The organism is Bifidobacterium sp. UTCIF-38 (assembly GCF_006454495.1).
Lineage (GTDB): Bacteria > Actinomycetota > Actinomycetes > Actinomycetales > Bifidobacteriaceae > Bifidobacterium > Bifidobacterium callitrichos.
The window spans coordinates 121368-147908 of record NZ_JFAL01000007.1; the positions used below are offsets into that span (position 1 = coordinate 121368).

The 26541-nt window shown below is 64.6% G+C and carries 17 protein-coding genes; 12 read left to right on the top strand and 5 right to left on the bottom strand.

What is annotated here, in order from left to right; translation table 11 throughout:
- Positions 1-117 precede the first annotated feature (117 nt).
- The 3 genes from gltB (at position 118) to BW11_RS03885 (ending at position 6793) form a co-directional block, all read left to right on the top strand.
- Positions 118-4689, top strand: a complete 4572-nt coding sequence (gene gltB / locus BW11_RS03875) for a glutamate synthase large subunit (RefSeq protein ID WP_140444735.1) — start codon at positions 118-120, stop codon at positions 4687-4689.
- 1 nt (position 4690) lies between these two features.
- Complete coding sequence (locus BW11_RS03880) at positions 4691-6229, top strand: glutamate synthase subunit beta (protein WP_140444736.1); 1539 nt, start codon at positions 4691-4693, stop codon at positions 6227-6229.
- An 87-nt stretch (positions 6230-6316) separates the two neighbouring features.
- Complete coding sequence (locus tag BW11_RS03885) at positions 6317-6793, top strand: membrane protein (RefSeq protein ID WP_043163792.1); 477 nt, start codon at positions 6317-6319, stop codon at positions 6791-6793.
- Between the two features lie 111 nt (positions 6794-6904).
- Here the strand turns inward: BW11_RS03885 and BW11_RS03890 are convergent, their stop codons facing one another.
- A complete protein-coding gene (locus BW11_RS03890) occupies positions 6905-7702 on the bottom strand; it encodes a DNA/RNA non-specific endonuclease (protein ID WP_181162482.1) in 798 nt (265 codons plus the stop codon).
- A 241-nt stretch (positions 7703-7943) separates the two neighbouring features.
- Between BW11_RS03890 and glgA the strand changes: the two genes are divergently transcribed.
- Together glgA and BW11_RS03900 are read left to right on the top strand one after the other, a co-directional pair.
- Positions 7944-9191: a glycogen synthase gene (gene glgA, locus BW11_RS03895; RefSeq protein WP_043163795.1), complete on the top strand. Its 1248-nt coding sequence runs from the start codon at positions 7944-7946 to the stop codon at positions 9189-9191.
- 143 nt (positions 9192-9334) lie between these two features.
- Positions 9335-10234: an ABC transporter ATP-binding protein gene (locus tag BW11_RS03900; protein ID WP_140444738.1), complete on the top strand. Its 900-nt coding sequence runs from the start codon at positions 9335-9337 to the stop codon at positions 10232-10234.
- Between the two features lie 105 nt (positions 10235-10339).
- Here the strand turns inward: BW11_RS03900 and BW11_RS03905 are convergent, their stop codons facing one another.
- Positions 10340-11653 (bottom strand): ATP-binding protein, encoded by a 1314-nt coding sequence (locus tag BW11_RS03905; protein WP_219846718.1) that lies wholly within the window; start codon positions 11651-11653, stop codon positions 10340-10342.
- A gap of 220 nt (positions 11654-11873) precedes the next feature.
- Here BW11_RS03905 and BW11_RS03910 point away from each other — a divergent pair, with 220 nt between their 5' ends.
- The 4 genes from BW11_RS03910 (at position 11874) to BW11_RS03925 (ending at position 17966) form a co-directional block, all read left to right on the top strand.
- Positions 11874-12161: a hypothetical protein gene (locus BW11_RS03910; RefSeq protein ID WP_219846719.1), complete on the top strand. Its 288-nt coding sequence runs from the start codon at positions 11874-11876 to the stop codon at positions 12159-12161.
- A 181-nt stretch (positions 12162-12342) separates the two neighbouring features.
- Entirely contained in the window at positions 12343-15285 is a 2943-nt protein-coding gene (gene leuS, locus BW11_RS03915) for a leucine--tRNA ligase (protein ID WP_140444741.1), read from the top strand.
- Positions 15286-15579: 294 nt separating this feature from the next.
- The gene (locus BW11_RS03920; protein WP_219909193.1) at positions 15580-16233 is read left to right on the top strand and encodes a helix-hairpin-helix domain-containing protein; all 654 of its coding nucleotides are present in this window, start codon (positions 15580-15582) and stop codon (positions 16231-16233) included.
- Positions 16233-17966: a ComEC/Rec2 family competence protein gene (locus BW11_RS03925; protein ID WP_258184533.1), complete on the top strand. Its 1734-nt coding sequence runs from the start codon at positions 16233-16235 to the stop codon at positions 17964-17966. Before BW11_RS03920 ends, BW11_RS03925 begins: the two co-directional genes overlap by 1 nt.
- 50 nt (positions 17967-18016) lie before the next feature.
- On the opposite strand, the gene BW11_RS03930 is transcribed toward BW11_RS03925, so the two are convergent.
- From BW11_RS03930 to BW11_RS03940, 3 genes are all read right to left on the bottom strand, one after another.
- Positions 18017-20137 (bottom strand): DUF262 domain-containing protein, encoded by a 2121-nt coding sequence (locus BW11_RS03930; RefSeq protein ID WP_140444743.1) that lies wholly within the window; start codon positions 20135-20137, stop codon positions 18017-18019.
- A gap of 144 nt (positions 20138-20281) precedes the next feature.
- Positions 20282-20947, bottom strand: a complete 666-nt coding sequence (locus BW11_RS03935; RefSeq protein WP_140444744.1) for a response regulator transcription factor — start codon at positions 20945-20947, stop codon at positions 20282-20284.
- A 129-nt stretch (positions 20948-21076) separates the two neighbouring features.
- Positions 21077-22342 (bottom strand): sensor histidine kinase, encoded by a 1266-nt coding sequence (locus BW11_RS03940; RefSeq protein WP_140444839.1) that lies wholly within the window; start codon positions 22340-22342, stop codon positions 21077-21079.
- Between the two features lie 280 nt (positions 22343-22622).
- Here BW11_RS03940 and BW11_RS03945 point away from each other — a divergent pair, with 280 nt between their 5' ends.
- The 3 genes from BW11_RS03945 to BW11_RS03955 all read left to right on the top strand — a co-directional run.
- Entirely contained in the window at positions 22623-23309 is a 687-nt protein-coding gene (locus tag BW11_RS03945) for a hypothetical protein (RefSeq protein WP_140444745.1), read from the top strand.
- 712 nt (positions 23310-24021) lie between these two features.
- A complete protein-coding gene (locus BW11_RS03950; RefSeq protein WP_181166129.1) occupies positions 24022-24828 on the top strand; it encodes a dolichyl-phosphate beta-glucosyltransferase in 807 nt (268 codons plus the stop codon).
- A gap of 63 nt (positions 24829-24891) precedes the next feature.
- Positions 24892-26541 (top strand): glycosyltransferase family 39 protein (locus BW11_RS03955; RefSeq protein ID WP_258231284.1); only part of this gene is annotated, 1650 nt, incomplete at its 3' end.

Sequence of the window (26541 nt, forward strand, 5' to 3'; positions counted from 1 at the left end):
CAATTCGGTATATGGACAGCGAAACGTGAACGATACACCGCGACGCTACGCTGTCAACAGCAATAAGCCCAAGAGTCGCGTCTCAACGCGCGCTCGCGAATAATTGAGGTGATTTCGGTGACACTTAAAGCCCCGCTTGATCTCACGGTCCATGCTCCGGACGGCATGTATGACCCTTCCAACGAGCATGACGCCTGTGGTGTGGGTATGGTCACCACCCTCAACAAGCGCCCTGAGCACAAGATCGTCAAGGACGCCATTGAGGTGCTGGTCAATCTCGACCACCGTGGAGCCGTGGGCGCCGAGGAGAACACGGGTGATGGCGCCGGCATCCTGATGAGCATGCCGGACGAGTTCATGCGCGCCACCGTGCCCGCGGAACTGCCCGATGCCGGCCACTACGCCGCCGGCATCGCGTTCCTCGACCGTGACATCGAAACCTCCGGCCAGCAGGAGCAGGCCATCGCCAGGATCGTGCGCGAGGAGGGCCTCGACGTCCTCGCATGGCGCGTCGTACCGACCAACCCCGACGGCCTCGGCCTGCAGGCGCTCGCCGCGATGCCGAGCTTCAAGACGCTGGTCGTCGCCGATCCGGAAGGCGGCCTCGCCGGCATCGAGCTGGATCGCAAGACGTTCCGCATCCGCAAGCGCGTCGAACACGAGGTGGGCGTCTACTTCGCCTCCCTGTCCGCTCGCACCATCACCTACAAGGGCATGCTGACGACCATGCAGCTGACCCACTTCTTCCCGGATCTGGTGGATGAGCGCATGAAGGCCGTCATCGCCATCGTGCACTCCCGCTTCTCCACGAACACGTTCCCGAGCTGGCCGCTGGCCCAGCCGTTCCGTCTGTTGGCGCACAACGGCGAGATCAACACCATCCAGGGCAACCGCAACTGGCTGTCCGCCCGTGAGGGACGTCTGAGCTCCGAACTGCTCGGCGAGTTCGAGCCGCTGCTGCCGATCGCCACGCCCGGCTACTCCGACTCCGGCACCTTCGACGAGTGCCTCGAGCTGCTGCACCTCGCCGGCCGCTCCCTGCCGCACGCGATCAGCATGATGCTGCCGCCGGCATGGGAGAAGAACGACCAGCTCGACCCGGACCTCAAGGCCTTCTACGAGTACAACAACACGCTCATCGAGCCGTGGGACGGCCCGGCCGACATCGTCTTCACCGACGGCACCCAGGTCGGCGCCCTGCTCGACCGCAACGGCTTCCGCCCCGGCCGCTGGCAGCTCACCGACGACGGCTACCTCGTCCTCGCCTCCGAGGCCGGCGTCCTGCCCGAGATCGAGCAGGAGCACATCGTCTCCAAGGGTCGTCTCGAGCCCGGCAAGATGTTCCTCGTCGACACCGCCGAGGGCCGCATCATCCCCGATGAGGAGATCAAGAGGACGCTTGCCTCCCAGCACCCGTACCGCAAGTGGGTCGAGGGCAACTCCGTGGAGATGAGCGACCTGCCCGCCCGCGAGCACGTCAACCACTCCGGCCAGTCCGTCCAGCGCCGCCAGCGCGCCTTCGGCTACACCGAGGAGGATTTGAAGATCGTCCTGACGCCGATGGCCAACACCGGCAAGGAGCCGCTGGGCTCGATGGGCAACGACACCCCGCTGCCGGTGCTCTCCAAGCGCAGCCGCATGCTGTTCGACTACTTCCACCAGAAGTTCGCGCAGGTCACCAACCCGCCGCTCGACTGGGAGCGCGAGGAGGTCGTCACCTGCCTCGAGTCCGCGATCGGCCCGGAGCCGAACCTCCTGTCCGACACTGAGCTGCACGCCAAGAAGATCCTCATCCCGCTGCCGGTCATCAACTCCGACGAAATGGCCCAGTTGAAGCGCCTTGACAAGGCGCGCATCCTCGGCGGCTACTACCGACCGTACGTCGTCAAGGGCCTCTACCAGGTGGCCGGCGGCGGCGAGGCCCTCCAGCAGCGTCTCGATGAGATCTTCGCCGAGATCGACGAGGCGATCGACAACGGCAAGAACTTCATCGTGCTGTCCGACCGCGACTCCAACCACACGTGGGGCCCGATCCCGTCCCTGCTGCTCACCTCCGCCGTACAGCACCACCTGCTGCGCCGCCACACCCGCACGCAGATCTCCATGGCCGTCGAGGCCGGCGACGTGCGCGAGATCCACCACGTCGCGCTGCTCATCGCCTACGGCGCGGCCTGCGTGAACCCGTACCTCGCGTTCGAATCCGTCGAGAATCTCTCGCGCGAAGGCTACGTGAAGGTCGATCCGGCCACCGCAGTGAAGAACCTCACCAAGGCCCTGTCCACCGGCGTGCTCAAGATCATGGCCAAGATGGGCGTCTCCACGATCATGAGCTACCGCGGCTCCCAGCTGTTCGAGGCCGTGGGCCTGAGCCAGGAGGTCGTCGACGAGTACTTCACCGGCACCACCACCCGCGTGGGTGGCGTCGGCCTCGACGAGATCGCCGAGGAGGTCGCCTCCCGCCACCGCGTCGCCTACCCGAACCAGTGGACCGCCTCCCCGCACCGCAACCTGAGGACCGGCGGCATCTACAAGTGGCGTCGCACCGGCGAGGACCACCTGAACGACCCCGAGGCCATCTTCCTGCTGCAGCAGTCCACCCAGCGCGGCGACTACAACATGTTCAAGAAGTACTCGGCGCACATCAACGACACCTCCAACAGGATCATGACGCTGCGCGGTCTGATGAAGTTCAACAACAGCCGCAAGCCGATCGACATCTCCGAGGTCGAGCCGGCCAGCGAGATCGTCAAGCGCTTCTCCACCGGCGCGATGAGCTACGGCTCCATCTCGCAGGAGGCGCACGAGACGCTCGCCATCGCCATGAACCAGATCGGCGCCCGCTCCAACTCCGGCGAGGGCGGCGAGTCCGACGACCGCATCGAGGACCCGCGCCGCTACAGCCGCATCAAGCAGATCGCATCCGCGCGCTTCGGCGTCACCTCCGACTACCTCGTGCATGCCACCGACCTGCAGATCAAGCTCGCCCAGGGCGCCAAGCCGGGCGAGGGCGGCCACCTGCCGGGCGCCAAGGTCCCGCCGTGGATCGCCAAGGTCCGCCACGCCACCCCGGGCGTCGAGCTCATCTCCCCGCCGCCTCACCACGACATCTACTCCATCGAGGATCTCAAGCAGCTGATCTACGATGCGAAGATGGCCAACCCGAAGGCCCGCGTCCACGTCAAGCTCGTCTCCGAGTTCGGCGTCGGCACCATCGCGGCCGGCGTGGCCAAGTGCCATGCCGACGTGGTGCTGATCTCCGGCTACGACGGCGGCACCGGCGCGGCCCCGCTCAACGCGATCCGCCACGCGGGCACCCCGTGGGAGATCGGCCTGTCCGAGACGCAGCAGACGCTGATCCTCAACGGACTGCGCTCGCGCATCGTCGTCCAGTGCGACGGCGAGCTCAAGACCGGCCGCGACGTGGTCATCGCCGCGCTGCTGGGCGCCGAGGAGTTCGGCTTCGCCACTGCCGCGCTGATCGTCGAGGGCTGCGTCATGATGCGTGCCTGCCAGAAGAACACCTGCCCGCAGGGCATCGCCACCCAGGATCCGGAGCTGCGCGCCCGCTTCCGCGGCAAGCCCGAAAGCGTCGTGAACTTCTTCATGTTCATCGCCGAGGAGGTGCGCGAGATCCTCGCCCAGCTCGGCTTCCGCACGCTCGAGGAGGCCGTCGGCCACGTCGAGTGCCTGGATCAGGACGAGGCGATCAAGCGCTGGAAGTCCGACGGCGTCGACCTGACCAACGTGTTGAAGCAGTCCGGTCCGGTTCCCGGCACCATCCTGCACAACACCGAGCCGCAGAACCACGAGCTGGAGAAGGCGCTCGACAACAAGTTCATCGAGCTCGCCGAGCCTGCGCTCGACCACAAGGAGCCGGTGCGCATCGAGATGCCGATCCGCAACGTCAACCGCACCGTCGGCACGATGGTCGGCTACGAGATCACCCGCCGCTACGGCGCCGAGGGTCTGCCCGACGACACCATCGACATGACCCTGCACGGTTCCGGAGGCCAGTCGATCGGCGCGTTCATCCCGCGCGGCGAGACCATCCGCGTCTACGGCGAGGTCAACGACTACGCCGGCAAGGGCCTGTCCGGCGGCCGCCTCATCGTGCGTCCGGAGAACGGCATCACCTTCGACCCGCATGAGGACGTCATCGCGGGCAACGTCACCGGCTTCGGCGCCACCTCCGGCGAGATGTTCGTCGCCGGCAAGGCGGGCGAGCGATTCGCCGTGCGCAACTCCGGCGCGACCTTCGTCGTGGAGGGCGTCGGCGACCACGGCTGCGAGTACATGACCGGCGGCACGGTCGTCGTGCTCGGCCCCACCGGCCGCAACTTCGGCGCCGGCTTCTCCGGAGGCAACACGTACGTGCTCGACCTCGACATGAAGCAGGTCAACCCCGAGGCGGTCGAGTCCGGCGCGCTGCTCTTCGAGCCGCTCGACGCCGAGACCTCCGACCTCGTGCGCGGGCTCGTCAAGCGTCACGCCGAAGAGACCGGATCCGCGTTCGCCGCGGGCCTGCTCGAGGACTGGGACGCGACCGCGAAGCGCTTCACGCACGTCGTGCCGAAGCACTTCCTCGCCATGACCAAGGCCATGGCCGAGGCCGAAGCGGAACACATCGATTTCAATACGCCCGGTGCCTGGGAGCAGGTGTACGAGCACGTTATGGAAGGAGCGCACTGAGATGGGCGACCCGAGAGGATTCCTGAAAGTCCGCACCCGTAGGGAGTTGGCGGAGCGCCCCGTCCAGGAGCGTATCAAGGACTGGTTCGACGTCCACGCCGAATCCGGTCTGCAGCCGTGGACCACCGAGCAGGCGGCCCGCTGCATGGACTGCGGCACCCCGTTCTGCATGACCGGCTGCCCGCTGGGCAACCTGATCCCGGAGTTCAATGATCTGGTCCGTCAGGAGCAGTGGGAGGACGCCTACCAGCGTCTGTCCCTGACCAACAACTTCCCCGAGGTCACGGGCCGCATCTGCCCGGCTCTGTGCGAACAGGCCTGCGTGCTGGGCATCCACCAGCCGCCGACGATGATCAAGAACGACGAGTGCACGATCATCGACCAGGCGTGGGATCTCGACTACGTCAAGCCGATGCCGCCGCAGCGTCTGACCGACCAGACCGTCGCGGTCGTCGGATCCGGCCCCGCAGGCCTCGCCGCCGCGCAGCAGCTCACGCGCGCCGGCCACACCGTCGTCGTCTACGAGAAGGACGACGCACTGGGTGGCCTCATGCGCTACGGCATCCCGAACTTCAAGCTCGAGAAGACGCTTCTCGACCGCCGCATCGAGCAGATGGAGGCCGAGGGCACCCGTTTCGAGACCAACGTCGAGATCGGCAAGGACATCACGTGGGACGACCTTCGCGACCGGTATGATGCGGTCGTCGTGGCCATCGGCTCCCGCGTGCCGCGCGACATGAAGATCCCGGGCCGTGAACTCAAGGGCATCCACTTCGCCCTCGACTTCCTGCCCGATGCCACCCGTCGCATCTACGGCGTCAAGCCGGTCAACGACATCACCGCCAAGGACAAGCACGTCATCGTCATCGGCGGTGGTGACACCGGTTCCGACTGCCTCGGTACCTCGATCCGTCAGGGCGCGAAGGACGTCACCGTCCTGCAGATCATGCCGAAGGAGCCGTCCACCCGACCTGACAACCAGCCGTGGCCGACCTTCGCCCGCACCTACCAGAAGACCACGTCGATGGCCGAAGGCGGCGAATACCTGTACTCCACCGACTCGGTGAACTTCATCGGTTCGGACGAGGAGCAGGAGCGCGTCCACATCGAGAACTCCACCACCGCGGAGGGCTTCATCGCCGACGAGACCGGTCACGTCACCGGTTTGAAGGTCGTCTCCGTGGCCCCCGGCGAGAACGGTCCGTTCACCCGCCAGCCGGGCACCGAACGCGTGCTGCCCGCCGATCTGGTGCTCATCTCCGTCGGCTTCCTGCACCCGGACACCACAACGATGCTCGACCAGCTGCCCGTCGATCTCGACAAGCGCGGCAACATCGCCCGCAACGACAAGTTCGCCACCTCGCAGGACGGCGTCTTCGTGTGCGGCGACGCCGGCCGCGGCCAGAGCCTCGTCGTGTGGGCCATCGCGGAGGGCCGCTCCTGCGCCGCCGCCGTTGACGAGTACCTCTCCAGCGAGCACGTCAGCGAGCTGCCGGCCCCGATCACGGCCTCCCAGCGCCCGATGATGCTGCCGCGCTGAGCCGGTCTGAGGGAATATAGAACGAACATGGTGGAATCCTGCGGTACTATCTACCGCAGGATTCTTTTTACCAAAGGAGTGGTTTGAATGCCGAATCGTGCGGAACGTCGCGCCAAGGCGAAGGCCGATCGTAGGGGAGTGCCGTCGCAGTACGACTCCACCCGCGGCCGCGGCCGGTCGGGAATGATCGATGAGTACCAGCTGCAGGAGCGTTCCCGCAGACTGCAGGAGGGCGAGTCCGTAGGCCCGTGGAAGCCGACCGGCGGCACGATCGAGGCCGACGCCGAGACCGCGACGCTCACCACCAATCCCAACTACCGGGATCCGCAGGCGTTCCGCGCCCCGCATTCGACCCGCCAGTGGTTCCGCGTGGGCAGCTGGACGCTGATCACGCTCGCCGTCATCGCGTTCTTCGTGGTCATGTGGCTGCCGAGCGCCGCCCGCCCGATGTGGCTCGTCGCCACCGTCGCCGGCGTGTTCATCGTCGGCGTGGTGAGCCTGTTCTTCACCGCCGGCGACTCGAAGCACAATCCGAATCTCGACCAGAACGGCACCGCCGTCTGATCAGTCCGACCGTCGTCCGGAATCCGTTGACGGAATCGCAGGACCCGCAAATGACGCGAATATGGGAAAGCGCACGACATGACGTCGTGCGCTTTCCCATATGGCTGCTGTCTACTTCGTGCCGCCGTTCATATAGTCGATATCAAATCCGGCGGCCGTGTTGTACGTGATCACATGCTCGTCGATCGACCCGTCGGACGTGCGGATGTCCACGTCCACCGTGCGGGGAAGCAGCTCGTCGCCCGTATACCGCGGGGTTGCCATGTACTCGATCGTGCCGTTCCTGTGTGAACGCAGCCAGTCACGTGCCTTGGACTCCGTGTAGGCCATGCCGCCCGGCGTCGCGTCGTTGTCACCCACGTTCTGCGTTCGGGTGCCGGTGACCATGTTGCGCTCGGCATCCTCGCCGCCGAGGCTCTTGGCGATGAGGTGCGAACGGTTGAACAGATAACCGTGGTACTTGTCGCCGTCGGAGAAGATGATCTCGACCTTCGGATTGTGCTCCGGCCATCCGGCGATGGTGTCCGGCATGTCACGCTCCCTGTCGGAGCCCGACTGCATGAGCTGGTATGTGACGACGCCGACCGCCATGCCGGCCCGACCCAGCGAGTCAAGCTCCGAGTATCGGATCTCGCCGGCCGAGGGCATGGTCCCGGCCGCGGAGAAATCGGCCTTGCCAGTCACCTTGTAGTAGTTGGGCGCGTCCGTCTCGGACCACGTGCCGTCACTGCCGGATGATGTCGAAGAACTCGACTGCGATGCACTCGACTGCGAACTGTTCGCATAGCTCCTGGCCTCATCGATCATCGACTGCGCGTCGGATGCCGAGCAACCGCCGACCGTGATCGTCATCAGTCCGGCGATCAGTCCGGCAATGACCTTATTGAACAATGCATGCTTGTGCGACACGATGGTATTCCTCTCTGACGTCGTGATGCATAGACTCGTCATCCTACAACCCGATTGCCAAAACCGGGGACGTGATTCACGAGGCGTTCACGAACGCATTCACGCCTCGGATGGATGGAGCCGGAGGGACGGGCATTCGGAATCAGGAAACGCAGGATGCATGGTTGTGCGTTTTTCCGTATGTCGTGCCGTAGAGTGGGAACTGCTGGATTCTCTAATCGTCAAAGAGAGGTAGGAACCAATGAAGGTCGACATTCTCACCCGTGAATACCCGCCGCACGTCTACGGTGGAGCCGGCGTGCATGCCGAGGAGCTGTCCAAGGTACTGGCCGAGCGCGTCGACGTGACCGTGCGCGCGTTCGACGGTCCCCGCACCGAGGCTGATGTTCCGGCCATTCCCAACGCCGCCGAGGCGAAGGGATCGCTCAAGGTCGTCGGATACGGCACCCCCAGCGAGCTGGACGGCGCGAACCCGGCGCTGAAGACCTTCGGTGTGGACCTGCAGATCGCCAACGACGTGGATGCGGACATCTCCCACGCCCACACGTGGTACGCCTGCCTGGCCGGCTACCTCGCCAAGATGCTGCACGGCACGCCGCTGGTCATCACCGCGCACAGCCTCGAACCGTTCCGCCCGTGGAAGCGCGAGCAGCTCGGCGGCGGCTACAACCTGAGCTCCTGGGCCGAGAAGGACGCCTACGAGCACGCCGACCGCGTCATCGCCGTCTCCGGCGGCATGCGCGAGGACATCCTCACCGCCTACCCGGACCTCGATCCGGACAAGGTCGTCGTCGTGCACAACGGCATCACGATGTCCGATTTCGAGACCCCCGCCGAGGATGATCCGGCGTGGGGCGTGTTCGATCGCTACCACATCGACCGCTCGAAGCCGACCCTCCTGTTCGTCGGCCGCATCACCCGCCAGAAGGGTCTGCCGTACCTGCTTCAGGCCCTGCACCTGATCGACAAGGGCATTCAGGTGGTGCTGTGCGCCGGCGCGCCCGACACCCCGGAGATCGCCGAGGAGGTCAAGACCGCGTTCGCCAAGCTCGACGAGGAGCGCGGCAACATCATCTGGATCGAGGAGATGCTGCCCCGTCCGGAGCTCAACGCCCTCGAGCACGGCTGCGACGCGTTCATCTGCCCGTCCATCTACGAGCCGCTCGGCATCGTCAACCTCGAGGCCATGGCCTGCGGTCTGCCGGTCGTCGCCTCCGCCACCGGCGGCATCCCTGAGGTCGTCGTCGACGGCGAGACCGGCTACCTCGTGCCGATCGAGCAGCTGCGCGACGGCACCGGCACGCCCACGAACCCGGACAAGTTCGTCCACGATATGGCCGCCGCCATCGACAAGGTCATGGCCGACCCGGAACTCGCGAAGAAGATGGGACAGGCCGGCTACGAGCGTGCCCGCGACCACTTCAGCTGGGAGTCCATCGCCGACAAGACCGTCAAGGTCTACGAGGATGTGCTCGCCGAGCAGAAGTGACGGATGGCCGACGATAGTCGGGCGATAGTTGACTGACGGATGGGCCTTCCCTTGTGAAAGGGGAGGCCCATCGCCGATAATCGGCGGGAACGTACAACGAGAGAACGCGAACAGATACTAATGGCAACGGGAGGATCCATCACATGACCGAGAACGCCAGCAACACCGCAAACACCGCCAACGCCGCCGATGACGTCGACAACGTCGTGCTCAGGCTCGAGGACGTCGAGTTCCGCCGCAAGCGCCGCGTGATCATCACTGACGTGAACCTGACCATCCGAGCGGGGGAGCGCTGGGTGCTGTTTGGGCCCAACGGCATCGGCAAGTCCACTGCCGTGGGCATGCTCGCCACACGCACCTTCCCCTCGGAGGGACGCGTGTTCATCCTCGGCCACCAGCTCGGCAAATACGACGTGTTCAAACTGCGTACGCGCATCGGACTGGCCTCCGCCGATCTGGGCCGTCAGTTCCCCGAATTCGAGGATCCGCTCGACGCGGTCGTCACCGGGCTCTCCGCCGTGACCGGACGCTGGCGCGACACGTACACCGAGGAGGAGTACGCGCGCGCCCGCAACCTGTTGAGCGACTTCCGCGTGAGCTACCTGGAGGGCAAGGAGATGTGGCGTCTGTCCGAAGGTGAGCGCACCCGCGTGCTCATCGCCCGTGCGCTGATGGGCAACCCGGAGCTGCTCATCATGGACGAGCCGACCACCGGCCTCGATCTGGGTGGCCGCGAGCAGGTGATGCGCACGCTGAGCCGTATCGGACAGGAGGATTCCAACCGTGCGGTCGTGCTCGTTACGCATCGTCTTGAGGAGATCCCCGCCGGATTCGACCATATCGCCATCATGGGCCGCAAGCCGATCCCAGCCGAGGATGCCACCGAGGAGGGGCTCGACTCCGCCGGCAACCCCGGCGCCGGCACCATCATCTACACCGGTCCGCTCGAGCAGGGCCTGACGAACGAGCGCCTGTCCGCCCTGTTCGGCATGCCCATCGAGGTCGAGCATTCCCACAACCGCTGGTCCGCCTTCGCCGTGTGAGGTGGTTCCGTGTGATGCGGTTCCGTGTGGGGAGCCGCATCACACGGAAGCTGCGGAGCGTGCGGAATGCGTGGGGACAAGACTGGTCCTTCGGTGCATCGTGCCTTATCCGTTACGCAGCATCGAGAGCATGTACATGGGAAGGTACGTGACGCCGTCCTTCTCGCTCACGTTGGTTTCGGCGAGGACATAGGCTTTGTCGATGTCGTATCCGGGCGTCGACAAAGCGTTGTCGAGAGCGGCGTGAGATTGGAATCTGGCTCCCGATTTGATTTCCAGCGCCAGTATGTCGCCGTCGGCCGTTTCGACGAGGAAGTCGAGCTCCCCGATGCCCTTTTTGGTGAAGTAGTACAGGTGATCGAATCCGTGTGCGACGAGTTCCTGCGCGGTGACGTTCTCATAGACGCCGCCCATGTTCATTTCGGCGTTGCCGTCGAGAATGCCCAATGCGGATTTCTTGCCGTAGGATCCGACCAGCAGGCCGACATCCGAGTAGAACAGCTTCATCAGCCGACGTTCCGAGTTGGCTCGCAGCGGGGCGATCGGAGCGGATGCGTTGAAGACCGGCAGTGCCACATTGGCCCCGGTGAGCCATAGGAATTCGTCTTCGATCTGGCTGAATCGTTTGACGTCGGTGATGGAGCTGATTCTGAACCGGCGGTTCTGGCTTTGCAGTTCGTTGGGTATGAGCCGGTAGATCTCCTGGATGGTGAGTCGGTTCTCCTTGGGCGCGTATTGCTTGATGTCGTGCTCATAGTATGTGCGGATGTTCGATTGGATGGCTCGCACGGGATCGAGGGTGTTGTTCTCGATGAAGGAGGTCACGGCTGCCGGCATGCCACCCACCAGCAGATAACGGTGGAACAGGTCGGTGAGTCGGCGATGGATGAAATCGGGGACCTCGCTCGTGTTCGTAAAACACTCACGAACGACATCGAATGCGGTTTCCACAAGTCCGTTCGCCCAGCAGAATTCCTCGAAGTCGAGCGGATACATGGCGAATTCGTCCAAATAGCCGACGGGCAGTGATCTGACATCCTCCAGTTCCACGCCCAGCAGCGAACCGGAGAGAATGTAGTCATAGTCACCCTTGTCCACGAGCCCTTTGATGAGGGTCACGATCTGGGGGCATTGCTGGATCTCGTCGAGGAACACCAACGTTTTCCCCGGAACGAGTGGCTCGCTGGCCGCGACGGAGATGCGGAACAGCAGGTCGTCGGGACTTGTCGCCTGAGCGAAGGACCGTCGGGCGCTGTCATCAAGCACGAGGTTGAATTCGACCATATGCTTGTATTCGGCGCGGCCGAACTCCTCGATGATGAAGGTCTTGCCCACCTGCCTTGCGCCGGTCACCAGCAGCGCCTGCTTGGTCTTATGGGTTTTCCAGAATCTGATGCGTTCGTAAGCTTTGCGTTTCAACGTTTCCACCTCCGTAGACGACATTCGTCTGATTTCAGTATAGACCGTTTCTTGCACTTATCGAATTTTGAAATGCCTTATTTTGAACACTTATTGCTATTTTGATGACGCCGATATCGACACTCATCGCAATTCGTGCGGTCGTTATATCGGTACTTGTCGCGTTATTCGTCGCGTTTGATGATCTCGCGCGGTGAGGTCGCGTGGCATGATGTGTGGCATGGGATTCCTGACAACGCTTGTCGTGGCGGTGGCGCAGTTCACCGTCGCGCGCGAGCCGGAACACAATCTGGAGATCATCGACGGGTTCGCGCGCAGCGAGGTGAGCGCCCGCAACATCGGATGCAGCCGCATCGTCGACCCGATGGGGGAGACGCTGATCGAAGCCGACGGCAACGGCCCAGCCCTCATCACCGCCGCCCTCAGCCGCGAAGTACTGACTGATACCCGCCGCATCCTGCCCGTCCTCGTCAACCGCCGTTTCGCCGACCCGGTGCTGCGCGGGTGACGACGAAAGATCCGAAGGGCGGGTTGTCCGGTTACCTTGGTTGTACGGTTGGGTGATTCGAACAGCCGGTTTTCCATCGTTGGGCAGATCTGCCGGAAGCTTGACGACTACGTTCGTCACCCCGCCCGCCATGCGTGACGGGCGGCGGATCTTGGTGCGGGCGCGTGTATTATCGTGCGGTATGAGTGAGACTGAACCGAAGTTCCGTTACAACGCCGCACTGGCGCAGGACATCGAAAACAAATGGCAGAAGAAGTGGGATGACGAGGGCACGTTCTGGGCCGCCAACGTCTCCGGCGATCTGAAGGACGGCAAGGGCCGCAACGCCGAGGGACGCCCCTCCTACTTCGCGATGGACATGTTCCCCTACCCGTCCGGCAAGGGCCTTCACGTCGGCCACCCGCTCGGCTACCTCGCCTCCGACGTGGTCTCCCGATACCACCGCATGAAGGGCGAGAACGTCCTGCACGCCATGGGCTACGACGCCTTCGGCCTGCCGGCCGAGCAGTACGCCGTGCAGACCGGCCAGCACCCGCGCATCACCACCGAGCAGAACATCGCCAACATGTCCCGTCAGCTGCACCGCATGGGCCTGAGCTTCGACAACCGCCGCACCTTCGCCACCATCGACCCCGGCTACGTGCGCTGGACGCAGTGGATCTTCTCGCGCATCTACGACGCTTGGTACGACGAGGACGCCACCAACCCGTCCGGCACGAAGGGCTCCGCCCGCCCGATCGCCGAGCTCGTCGCCAAGTTCGAGGACGGCGAGAAGACCATCCCCGGCCACGAGTCCGACGGCAAGACGTGGGGCCAGCTCACCGACGCCGAGCAGCAGGACATCCTCAACGACTTCCGTCTGGCCTACATCTCCAAGTCCCCGGTCAACTGGTGCCCGGGCCTGGGCACGGTGCTCGCCAACGAGGAGGTCACCGCCGAAGGCAAGTCCGAGCGCGGCAACTTCCCGGTCTTCCAGCGTGAGCTGCGCCAGTGGTCGATGCGCATCACCAAGTACGGCCACCGCCTCATCGAGGACCTCGACGGCATCGACTGGCCCGAGAAGGTCAAGCTCATGCAGCGCAACTGGATCGGCGAAAGCCACGGCGCCTCCGTGCACTTCGAGGTCGACACCCCGAGCGGCGTCAAGGACATGGAGATCTACACCACCCGTCCCGACACCCTGTTCGGCACCACCTTCGCCGTCGTCTCCCCGGAGCACCACCTGCTCGAGGACGTGCCCGCCGAATGGCCGGCCGAAACCCCCGAGGACTGGAAGGGCGGCTACGCCACTCCGGTCGAGGCCGTGAAGGCCTACCGTCTGGCAGCCGAATCGAAGACCGCGAAGGACCGCGTCGACGAGGCCGGCGAGAAGACCGGCCTGTTCACCGGCCTGTACGCCATCAACCCGATCACCGGCGCGAAGCTGCCGCTGTTCACCGCCGACTACGTGCTCATGGACTACGGCACCGGCGCGATCATGGCCGTGCCCGGCGGTGATCAGCGCGACTACGACTTCGCCACCAAGTTCGGTCTGCCGGTCATCTACACCGTCCAGCCGCTGCCCGAATCCGGCGACGACCTCGCCAATTACGAGGGCAAGGCGCCGTTCGTCTCCCACGACGGCATCGTCATCAACTCCTGCGTCGAGGCCACCAAGGCCAAGGGCGACGCGCTCTCCCTCAACGGCCTGCGGGTCGATGACGCCATCGCCAAGGTCAACGAGTGGCTCGAGTCCGCCGGCGTCGGCAAGGGCACCGTCTCCTACCGTCTGCGCGACTGGCTGTTCTCCCGCCAGCGCTACTGGGGCGAGCCGTTCCCGATCGTCTACGGCGAGGACGGCACCCCGCACCTGCTGCCCGATTCGATGCTGCCGATCGGTCTGCCGGACGTGCCTGACTATCAGCCGCGCACCTTCGACCCGATGGACGCCGAATCCAACCCGGAGGCGCCGCTGAGCCGCAACGAGGACTGGGTCAAGGTCACGCTGGACCTCGGCGACGGCCCGAAGACCTACTACCGCGACACCAACACGATGCCGAACTGGGCCGGCTCCTGCTGGTACTACATGCGCTACATCGACCCGTCCGACACCGCCCACATGGTCGAGAAGAACGAGTTCGACTACTGGATGGGCCCGAACCACAACAAGTACTCCGGTGACGAAGGCGGCGTCGACCTGTACATCGGCGGCGTCGAGCACGCCGTGCTCCACCTGCTGTACTCGCGCTTCTGGCACAAGATCCTCTTCGATCTGGGCTACGTGGATTCGGCCGAGCCGTTCCACAAGCTGTTCAACCAGGGCATGATCCAGGCGTACGCCTACACCGACGACCGCGGCCAGTACGTGCCGGCCGACGAGGTCGTGGAGGGTCCGGCCGACGCCAACGGCGAGCCGACGTTCACCTGGCACGGCGAGCACGCCAACCGCGAGTTCGGCAAGATGGGCAAGAGCCTCAAGAACATCATCACCCCGGACTACATGTACGAGAACTACGGCGCGGATACGTTCCGCCTGTACGAGATGAGCATGGGCCCGCTCGACGAGTCCCGCCCGTGGAACACGCGCAACGTGGTCGGCGGCATGCGTTTCCTGCAGCGTCTGTGGCGCAACGTCATCGACGAGGAGACCGGCGAGGCCCATGTCAGCGAGGAGACGCCAGACGCCAAGACCTTGAAGCTGCTCAACAACACGATCGCCGACGTGACGGTCGAGATGGAGGGCATGCGTCCGAACACCGCCATCGCCAAGCTCATCGTGCTCAACAACCACCTGACCTCCCTTCCGGCCGTGCCGCGCGCCGCCGTCGAGCCGCTGATCCTCATGCTCGCTCCGATCGCACCGCACATCTGCGAGGAGATGTGGGCGCGCCTCGGCCATGACGAGTCCCTGTCGGCCGCCCCGTGGCCGGTGGCCGACGAGCGTTACGTCGGTCAGGACACCGTCACCGCGGTCGTGCAGATCAAGGGCAAGGTGCGCGCCAAGCTCGAGGTCTCCCCGGACATTGATCCGGCCGAGCTCCAGAAGCTCGCGCTCGAGGCCGTCGCCGACCGTCTCGGCGGCAAGGAGCCGCGCAAGGTCATCGTCAAGGCCCCGAAGATCGTGTCGATCGTCCCGGCCGAGTGACCGCGAGTGATCGGTTGATTCCGATCATCGCCCGTCCTCGACGGCGAATGTGAAGAAACCGAAGGGTTCCGTCCACATTCGCCGTTCGGCTGGACTCAACGCCCATACAACCCCACCGTGGGAGGTATGGGCGTTCATTTTTCCTCCGGGCCGGATGCCGATCCCCGGCCGCATTCCCGTGATCCTCGTGATCCGTCGTCTCGGCGTGCCTCCTCGCGTCCGACCATGGATTCCGTACCTCTGCCGCCGCGTCCGGCGATGTCTCAGTTGCATCCGCCGGCGGCGCGTTCTCCGGTGACGACGGATGCAACGCCGGCGCACCAGTCGCATCCATCTCCCGACGACGATTCGACGATCGAGCGGTCGGAATCGCTCTCCCGTCTGACCGGCGTCAACGGCGCAGACACGAGCGTCGACGAATTCGAACGTCGCGCGCGCCACGGCAAGCCAAGATTGCGGTTCACCGCAACCCACGCGCTGGCGGCGATCCTCATCATGACGTTCGTCACCTGCATGAGCCTGACGCTGCTCATCCAACAATCGATCAACTACACCGCCATCGACGGCGCTCGGAACACACAGGAGCAAACCGCCGATCCGGGTGCTTCGGACGCTGATGGGGATGAGACTGATTCGAACGGACAGACCGGTTCGGACGATGCGGACAAGACGGCAGACGATGCCGAAACCAGTACCGAAGCAGGTGACGGAACCTCCGAACCGCAGTCCGCTCCGACCGCATCCGATCCCGCCGATCCCCGACTTGACCTCAACACCGCCACGCTGGAGCAACTGGACGCCATCCCCGGCATAGGGCCGGTCACGGCGCAGAAGATCCTCGACCATCGTCAACGGATCGGACGGTTCGCCAGCGTCGACCAGCTCCTCGACGTCTCCGGCATCGGGGCGAAGACCCTGGAGAAGATTCGACCGAAGGTCAGGGTCTGATGAACGGGATGACGGGCACACGCGGGTCGCGCGAGTCCCGCGTCGAATGCGGCAGCCGCGACCGGCGTCTCCTTCCCGTCGCGATCACGCTGTGGGCGGCATGCCTGTTCGCCCGGTTCCTGTTCGACGCTCTGGTGGCATCGACCATGGGCGGCGGCACCTTTGATGGCGCGACGATCGTGATCATCGTCGCAGCGGCGGCCGCCATCGGCATCGCGATCTGGCTCCTGTCCACTCGACTTGCGCGTATCGGCATCGGGCGGGAGATCGTCATGGTGTGCGTGATGACCGCGCTGCTCGGCATGATCGCGACCTGGTCCCTCATGGCGATCGCATGGCATGATCCTGCTGCGGCGAAGGCGCGGGAGACATCCGGATACATGCACATCGAGGGAACGGTCATCGAACCGGTGCAGGTCTCCTCCAATCGCGAGGCCGATTGTCAGGCGGAAATGCGATTGCAGGCCATCGACGACGGCACCATACGCGTCGGATCCTACGCGCAGGTACGCGTGTTCGCATCGGACGACGACTGCACCCGTATCCATCGCGGCGCCGTGTATCGCGTGTCCGGCGCGTTCGGCGAGGCACGATTCGGATCGACCCCGCTGTGGATGAGCGTGCAGGGCAAGGATGGATTGCGTCTGCTGCAGGAACAGCCATGGCCCGAACGGTGCCGCGAACATGTGCAGGAGTCGTTCTTCCGAGCGACCTCGGGCCTGTCCGAACAGGGGCGCGTACTCGTGCCGGGGCTCACGATGGGATTCCTCGGACAGGATCATCTGCCATCCGCGTACGATGCGCGTCCGATCAACGACACCTACGCCACCCAGCTTGAGGAACGCTTCCGCGCCGCCGGCATCATGCATCTCATGGCCGTCTCCGGTGGACACTTCGTCATCATCGCGGGACTGGTGCGTCGCGCATGCGCCCGTCTGCTTGTGCCACGGCGGATCGTGGCCATTCTGTGGGTGGTCTCCACGGCGGTGCTCGCCTCGTTGATGGCACCGGGAGACAGCGTCTCCCGTGCACTCGTCATGGGGTGGATCGGCGCCGCAGCCCTGTACTTGGGGCGCAGAACGCAGGCGTTGAGCGCCCTGTGCGTGACCGTCATCGTCATGCTGCTGGGCGATCCGAGCCTGGCGTGGAGCTACGGGTTCGCTCTTTCGAGTGCGGCCGTGCTGGGCATCGTCATGATATCCGAACCGATCGCCGAGGTGATGGCGCTGCTGCTGCCGGATAGGCTCGCCGATGCGCTGGCGATGACGCTCGCCGCGCAGACCGCCACGCTGCCGATACAGGTGATGATGGAACCGCAGCTGCCGGTATGGTCGATTCCGGCGAACCTGCTCGTCGCACCGGTCGTCGACTTCGCCACGATCATGGGACTCGCAGGCCTCGCCGTCGCATGGATGAACGTCGAAATGGCGTCGATGCTCGCATGGGTGGCTTCGTGGGGAACCCGCGTCATGGAACGGGTGGCGATGTGGCTTGGCGGCGGTGATCACGCGGTCGTGCCATGGGCCGGGGGAGTGGGCGGGGCGCTGCTGCTCGCCGGGGTCGAAGCGGCGATCATCATCGCCGTCATCGCAATAGCCCGCATGCTCGGCCCTTCACAGGCCGTCCACGCGCTTCCCGGCATACCGTTCACCGCGAACCCACGCAATCGGATCCGCATCTGGTGGGACGACACGATCCGCATGATCCGGCATCTCGACCAATACCTCGACTAGTCAGGATCGGACGGTCGAATGGCCGGACGCGTCTGCCGCCTGATCGCATGTCATCCCGCCTGCTGACGGAACTGCTTCCAGATGTCGGCGAGGTTGCGGTTGTCCGAGGTCCTTCGCCACACGGAGAGTCCGCCGGCGCTCTTCCCACCGGCGGCGGCCTTCGCGGCCGCGGTTGGCGAGGCGTGGGTGGATCCGTCGTCGAGACGGAACCTGCCGTCCTCGGTGACGGTCGCGAACCAGCGTTCGCCCTTGCGCGGACGATCCCATACGAGCTTCTCGCCGGGGATGAGCAGTCCGGCCTCCACGACCTGCTTGATCGTCACGCGACGCGAGCTGTGCACGGGACGTGCGATCCTGCCATGGCCCGCGAGCTCGTCGATGTCCTGACTCGTCAGATCGGTATGGTTCTCGTCGTATCGGATCTCCCAACGGTCCGCGATCAGACGGATCGTCTCCTCCTGACGGTGGCGCAGCATCTCCGGCGTGCACTCGTTGAAGTGCTTGAGCTGCTCGGTCAGAGGGAAACGGCGCGAATCGGCGCGCATGAGCATGCGGTCGCGGCGTCCCGCGTAGTCGGTCAACTTATCGAGTTGGTCCTCGGATCCCTGGGCGAGCGCCATGTTGCCCAGACGGTACATCCAATAGTCGTGCGTCTCCTGTGTCCAGCCGGATGCGGCGAACACCGACTTCGGATCGAACGCCACCGGCATGATAGGCAGGGCGCTGAGCTTGCGCGGACGTGACAGGTGGGTCTCGGCGGCCTGATCGTTGGCTCTGATCAGCAGCAGGCGGATCAGATCGTCGTCGCCCTGCATCTCGCCGTGCAGACGTACCAATGCTCCGGCGCGGTCGTCGGACGAGATCGACAAGGCGCGGATCATGCGCACCGGATACCCCTTGTCGAGGTCCCGGATGGCCGCGGCCGCATGTCCGCGCCTGCGGAACGGCGCGGTTCTGTTCAGCGTGTCGACGCCGGTGATACGCTCCAATGCCGCGAGTATCTCGTTGAGTCGCTGCGAATCGTGCGCGCCGAGCGTCCTCACCGTCGTCGACGCGCGCGAGGCCCTCGTTCCGCGTGAGGCGAACGGGGAGATGTCCGGCGCGCCCAGATTGCGGAACGAGTGGACCAGCGCCCACATGGCCACCGGCTTCCATTCATGGCTGGGGTAGTCGTTGAGCGATTCGAGCCGCGCCTTGACCTCGTCGGGCAATACGGTGTCGGAGGGGCGTGTGATGACCAGCCAGGCCATCGCGTACGGCGCGAGCACCTGATCGATGAACGTCGTCATCGTGCCGTTGTCCAGATACGGCTGCATCACGTCGGTGAGGAAGTCCTCGATGAGCTTGTCGCTGTCGGGCTTGTGGGTGGCGATCAGATGCAGGTAGGAGAAGAACCGTTCACTGGCCGGCGAATCGTCGCCGAGCGGATCCATGACGTCGTCCCAACGCTGCGCGTATGCGTCGAGTTCGACCGGCTTGAGACCGGATGTGGCGCGCGCCTTGAACACGTCCGACGGGGTGAGCGGCAGACCGCGCATGTTCATCACGTCGAAGATGCGATGCGCGCTGTCCAGATCGTCGGTGGTGACGATCACCAGCGTCACCTCGTTGACCAGATACGAGGCGAACGTCCGCCGCTCGTCCTCGCTCATGTTCGACAGCTCGTCGTAGACGCGTTTCGTGTTGCGGGTGATGTTGCGCTGCGCGGTGGTCGTCCAGTCCTCCGCGCCCAGATCGAACAGCGCCTCCAGATTGCCCTCCTGCACGTATTCGCGGAAGAACGCCGCATCCCGCTCGCGAAGCGTCAGCCGCGGCTCGTTCCTGATGCCGCGCAGTTTGTCTCCCGGCTCCACGATGAGCGCGTCCAGCAGCCGCATCCACTCGTGGTCCCGTTCCAGATCGCGCAGCGCGGCGATGATGATCGCCAATGACACCAGACGCTGCTGGCCGTCGATCACGTCGAAGCGGTTGTCCCTGCCGGAGCGGACCAGAATCAGTGATCCGAGGAAGTACGGAGTGCCGGGCGTCTTGGCGGCCCCGGCCAGATCGTCGACCAGCTGCTGGATGTTCTCCGGCTGCCAGATGTAGGGGCGTTGGAACGAGGGGATGAAGAACCGATAGTCGGGCGTGAAGACCTTCTCCAGCGGCAGTTCCTTCGCATTGATGGACATATGATCCCTGATCCCTTCCCGGCGAATGATTGTGGTTTCAAGCCTAGCAGCGTCGGAACCGGACGTCACCTCGCGCACCCGAATCGGACGTGTGCGTCGTCCCTGTCCGGCCGACGGCATGTCCTGATGCTCCCCGATGCGCGTCTACGGCCGCGGCGGCAGATCCGCACGCTCCACCAGACGCGCCATCTGCACACGACCCATCGCGAGCTTGTCAGCCGCGGACGATAGGTGTGCCTTCGCCGTACGTTCCGAAATGAACATGCGCTCGGCGATCTGCGCGTTCGTCAGCCCCTCCGCGGCGAGCAGCACGGTCTCCCGTTCACGCTCGGGCAGTGAATCGAGCAGGGCGCGCGCCTCGTCCCTGCGGGAGACCGGACGCTGCGCATGCAGATCGCCGATGAGCTGGCGTTGACTCGCCGCATTGAACTGCGGCGTCTCCTCGCACACGCCGAGCACCCGTCGGATGATCTCTCCCGGCGCATCGGTCTTCGAGACGAATCCCTCGACACCCGCCTCCACGGCACGCTCCACGGTGTTCGACGGACTGAGTGACGTGAGGATCATGACATGCGGCGGATGGGGGAGCGCACGCAGCCGCCGCGTCGTCTCGATGCCGTCCATGTCGGGCATCGCGATATCCATCAGCACCACGTCCGGGTGCTCCCGTTGCGCGCGAAGCACCGCGTCCGCGCCCGACGTCGACGTGGATACGACTTTGATCCTTCCTTCGGAGTAGTCGGTGAGGATCAGGCTCATTGCCTGACAGATCATCGGATCGTCATCAACGACGCTCACCAGCACGGGCATCGTCCCGTCATCACGACCGCCGCCACCATCCCGGACATCCCGACTGTTCTGGCCGTCTGGTCCATGCCGGTCCTGTCGCTCGGCCCATTCATCCCGCCGCATTCGTTCCTCATGCCTCACCATGCCATCCTAGGCATGTGCGCGTCCGCGCCACGGCAAGCGCACATCCAGATGGAATACGTGACGGTCGTCGACACCGTAGCGGCAGGCTCCTCCAACCGACATCGTCCGTGCAGTCAGCCCGGCCAGTCCGTTGCCGTGCGCCGGCGATCCGGTCGGTTCCGGCGCTGCGTCTGATGCGACGGAAGGCATCGGATTGCTTAGATGCACATGCACCCCGGCCTCCGGATTCGCCGTCACCTCCAACGACACCGGCGCCTGAAGCGCGTGCCTGCGTGCGTTCGTCAATCCCTCCTGAACCGCCCGATAGGCGACCTTTGCGACCGCGTCATCGAGTTCGCCCAACTGACGGATGTCGATCCACGTGTCGAGTCGTTGCCCCGCGTCGCGAGTCTGCGCGATCAATGCCCCCAACGATTCGCGGGTCAGCTCGGTCTCCTCCGCGCTCGTCAGCTGCTCCCATGCGTTCTGTGGATGACGCAGCATGTCGATGATCTGATGCGCCTCATCGAGCGCCCCGGCCGCCTGACGACGAATGTCCTCGGCCTTGCGTGCGATCGATTCAGCCTGTTCGGAGGGCTCCAGACGCGCCGTTTCGGCCTGCAGCGCGCTCGCGTTCAATGCCAGCAGCGACAGGGAATGGGCGAGTGTATCGTGCGCTTCGGCGGCGATCGCGTCGGCAAGCTGCTGGTTCGTCAGATCGTGCTGCAGTGTTGCCGCATGCGTGGCGGCGGCGTCCGCCTTCGCTTGGGCGGTATCGAGACTCGCCCGAGAGCGGATATGCAGGCCGGTCAGGGCGGCGATCGCAGTGCCGATGAGTGCCGCTACCACGGATGTCGCGATGATCGGCCCCTCATCGGTGAGCATTTCGATCGGCACGCCGTTCGTTCCGGTGTCCGGTTTGGAGAAGAACAGATGCCAGATGGACGAGTCCGCCGGGCGCAGCGCGTCACGCAGCTGCGCCCACACGCTTACGGACGCGCCCACCGTGATGGCGCGTATCGTGCGCATGCGTGAGGATCGCCGTGCCAGCAACGAGGTCATCGCCATGAGCGCGAGCATCGAATCGTACGGAAAGACCATCACGATCACGCATGCGGCCCAGAACACCGGTTCGGGATGCCGGTCCCGCATGACGAGGACGAACGGGAGCACCAGCGTCAGCAGCGTGGACAGTATCATCCATGGATACATGGCTCCCTGGGGGTGATCCATGTACTCCGTGGCCGCATACGAGCATTGCGCGAGGCTGAACATCGCGGCCACGGGGATCATGACGAACGAGCACCATCGCCGCGTGCGCACCGGCACCTCATCATCCGGCTCCGGATGAGGGCTGTCCTGCTTCTTCTCGATTCCCATGGACTCCACTGTATTGCCATCACGTCCCGCGGTGCCATTGGACATGCGGGCGCATCCCGCATGCCGCCGTCGCCCGAACGGGCAGACGGAAATGTCCGTTCGTACACTGACATGACTCCGGTTCGGCGAATAACGTCGAAATCACGCCGCGCATAGTCCCATGCGCAAGAAACGAATGGAGAAAGAGGAAACCATGAGCGACAACATCCCGCTTCCGTCACAGGGCCAACCGGACTTCGGAAGGACACCTGCTCCCCACGCCCACAGGAACCTGAGCGCATCCTCCGTTGTCGGTCTGGTGTTCGGCATTCTTGCCGTATTGCTCAGCTGGGTCCCCATCGTGAACAACTTCGCCGCCGTTCTCGGTGCGATCGGCATCGTCTTCGCCATCGTCGGCGTAGCCGCGACGCGGTCCAGAGGACGCAAACGCGGCAGGGGACTGGCGATCGCGGCCGCGATCCTGTCCAGCATCGCCATCGTCATCGTGCTGGTCACCCAGAACAGCTACGGCAAGGCGATCGACAGCGTCTCCAACGAAGTGCAGCAGAGCCAGACGGAGCAGAAAAAGGCAGACGAGGAACGCTCGATCACGATGAAGGCCGCCAGCAACGGTCCCGCAAGCGTGATGTACGGAGGAATCGGGGAAAGTCACACGGAGGACTTCAACGGCACCTGGGAGAAGACCATGACCGGAAAGGAGGCTGGCGAGTATCCGACGCTCAGCGTCACATCCAGCGATTACGAGAACCCGGATCCAAGCGGCATTCAATTGTCCTGCGAGATCATCGTGAACGGCAAGAGCGTCTCCAGGCATGATGGCAGCGGATCCGGTGCGAACGCGTACTGCGACATCCCCGTGGACTGGAACGCCGGTCAGTGACGGCGCCATCGGCTCCGTTGCTCGGGAGTATGTGACATCGGGAATTCATGACGCTGAGTTCGACTGAATGTCTGTTCGACTGAATGTCTGTTCGACTGAATGTCTGTTCGACTGAGCGTCTGTTCAACTGAGCGTCACATATTCCCGAGATTCGTCCATTCCGCGGGAAAACGTGACGCTGAGTTCGACTGAGCGTCACATATTCCCGAGGAGTGGCTTGTTTTCGGGAAAATGTGACGCTGTCGAATCATTCACGGTCGATTGGGGGTGTCAGGGTACCGATTGGGGAGTGTCGATAGGGTGTTGAGGGGGTGTCGAGGGGGTGTCGAGAGGTGTTGAGGGGGTGTCGAGAGGTGTTGAAGGGGTGTCGAAGGGTGCCGAAAGGTGCTGAGGGGGTATTGAGGGGTGTCGAGGGGGTGTCGAGAGGTGCCGAGGGAGCATTGATTGGAGATGCTGATCGGGAGACGTGGCTCAGTCGCGGCCCGACGCATCCAGCAAGTGTTCAGAGAACGTTGAGGCCTCTTCCCCGACACTGCCGGGAACGCTTTACGCTCGGCTAAGACGTCACTAGGAAAGCGGCTGTTTCATAAGAACCATGAACACCGCAATCACAACGCCAGCTGCCGCGACACCGCAGCCGAAACTTACGGACGATGCCTGCCGCATCGCATCCGATACCGAGTCGACATATGGATCGACCGGATCGACCGGGATGGCCGGGACGGCGTACGGGGCGCCACGAACCGGGATCGTCGAACGCGTGGGGGAGCCACGCTCCGTGGACGCCGACATCGTCATCCCCGTCTACAACGAGCAGGAGCAGCTCGCCGAATCCGTGCTCACCCTGATGAACCACCTGGCCTCCAGCCAGATCGAAGGATGGGCCTACACCTGGCAGATCGTCATCGCCGACAACGCCAGCACCGACGACACATGGGCCATCGCCTCCCGCCTCGCATCCCAGTATCCGGGCCGTGTGCGAGCGGTCCGCATCGCACGCAAGGGACGGGGACGCGCACTCAAACTCGCCTGGGGCGAGTCCCGTGCCAAGGTCGTCGCCTACATGGACGTCGACCTGTCCACCGACATCCACCAGACCGGCACGCTCGTGGGCACCCTCGTCTACGGATTCGCCGACGTCGCCTTCGGATGCAGACTCTTCGACGACTCCGAAGTCACCAGATCCGCCAAACGCGAATTCATCTCCCGCACCTACAACGGAATGCTGCGCATGCTGCTAGGCGCCTCCTTCCACGACGCGCAATGCGGATTCAAGGCCATGACCGCATCCGCCGCCAGACATCTGCTGCCCTACATCCAGGACGACGAATGGTTCTTCGACACGGAGATGCTACTGCTGGCTCAGGCCACCGGCATGCGCATGTACGAGTTCCCCGTCCGCTGGGTCGAGGATCCGGGCAGCACCGTCAACATTCCCGACACCGTGAGAAAGGATCTCAAGGGCATGTGGCGCATGAACGGCACGCTGAACCGCATGCGAGTCGCCGCAACGGCCTGAACGCTCCGACGGCAAACATTCCATAGACCCATCGATCACCAATACCCAAGGACAGTTCCCTATATGACCACCACAACCGCATCGGCCATCCCCTCATCGGATGGCTCCGCATCCACACAGGCGAGGAACCGCAGCCAATACCACCGTCCGGACTCCGGCGCGCCGATGCCTGCCGGACGATACGTCGACACCCGCACCAACCCCACCGTGCGATCCAACATCGCCACGCGACGCACCACCGCCGACTGGATCGGCTTCGGCGGCATGATGGCGTTCACCGCCATCATCATGTTCGTCAACCTCACCGCCTCCGGGTACGCCAACGAGTTCTACTCCGCAGCAGCCCAGGCCGGATCCAAGGACTGGTGGGCGTTCCTGTGGGGGTCGCTCGACTCCGGCAACGCCATCACCGTCGACAAGCCGCCGGCAGCCATCTGGCTCATGGCCCTGTCCGTGCGCGTCCTCGGCCTGAACTCCTTCGCGATACTCCTGCCCGAGGCGCTGTGCGGCATGGCCAGCGTGTGGATCCTCTACGCTACCATCCGACGCACATGGGGCAACTGGGCCGGCGTCATCGCAGGACTCACGCTCGCCACCACGCCCGTCGCGGCACTCATGTTCCGCTTCAACAACCCAGACGCGCTCCTCGTGCTGCTCATGACCGGCGCCACCGCCTCGGTCATGCGCGCCCTCGAATACCCCGACACGCGTGCCGGCAACCGTAGCCGCACTCTGTGGATGATCCTCGCAGGCGCATGCATCGGATTCGGCTTCCTCACCAAGCAGATGCAGGTGTTCCTCGTCGTGCCCGGATTCACACTCGCCTTCCTCGTCGCCTCGCCCACCGGACTCGTCCGACGCATCGTCGACGGCCTCGCCGCCATCGCCTCCGTGGTCGTCTCCGCCGGATGGTGGGTGGCCCTGACCGTCCTCGTGCCATCCGGATCCCGCCCCTACATCGGCGGATCGCAGACCGACTCCTTCCTCGAACTCACCTTCGGCTACAACGGTCTCGGCCGCATCACCGGCGACGAGACCGGAGCCGTCGTCGGCGGGGGCGGCGGCATGGGCGGTGGCAACGGCGGCGGCATGTGGGGACAGACCGGCCTGACCCGACTGTTCGACGGCGAGTACGGCGGACAGATCGCATGGCTTGCGCCGATCGCCTTCGCCGGCATCGCCATCGGGCTGATCGTCGCCCGCCGCAGCCGCCGCACCGATCTGCGCCGCGCCGGCACCCTCGTGTGGGGATCCTGGCTCATCGTCACATGGCTCACCTTCAGCTTCATGGCCGGCATCTTCCACCAGTACTACACCGTCGCCCTCGCACCTGCGGTGGCCGCGCTCGTCGCCATCGCCGTAAGCGGACTGTGGGCCAAACGACAGTGGTTCTGGGCACGTGTCGTCGCTGCGCTCCTCGTGCTCGTCAACACGTTCTGGGCCGTCGAGCTGCTCGGCCGCTCCACCTGGCTGCCGTGGCTCAGATACCTCGTCATGGCGGCGGGACTCATCGCGACGCTCCTGCTGATCATCGTCTCGGCCGCGGCCGCGCCGACACGCGAGATGCGCTTCCTGCGCACGCCGCATGCAAGACGGGTCATCACGATCGCAGGTGCCGGCGCCTGCGCGCTCACGGCGGTGGCGCTCGCCGCCGGTCCTCTGGCGTGGACCGCGTACACCGTCTCCACCGGGCACATGGGTTCGATCGTCACC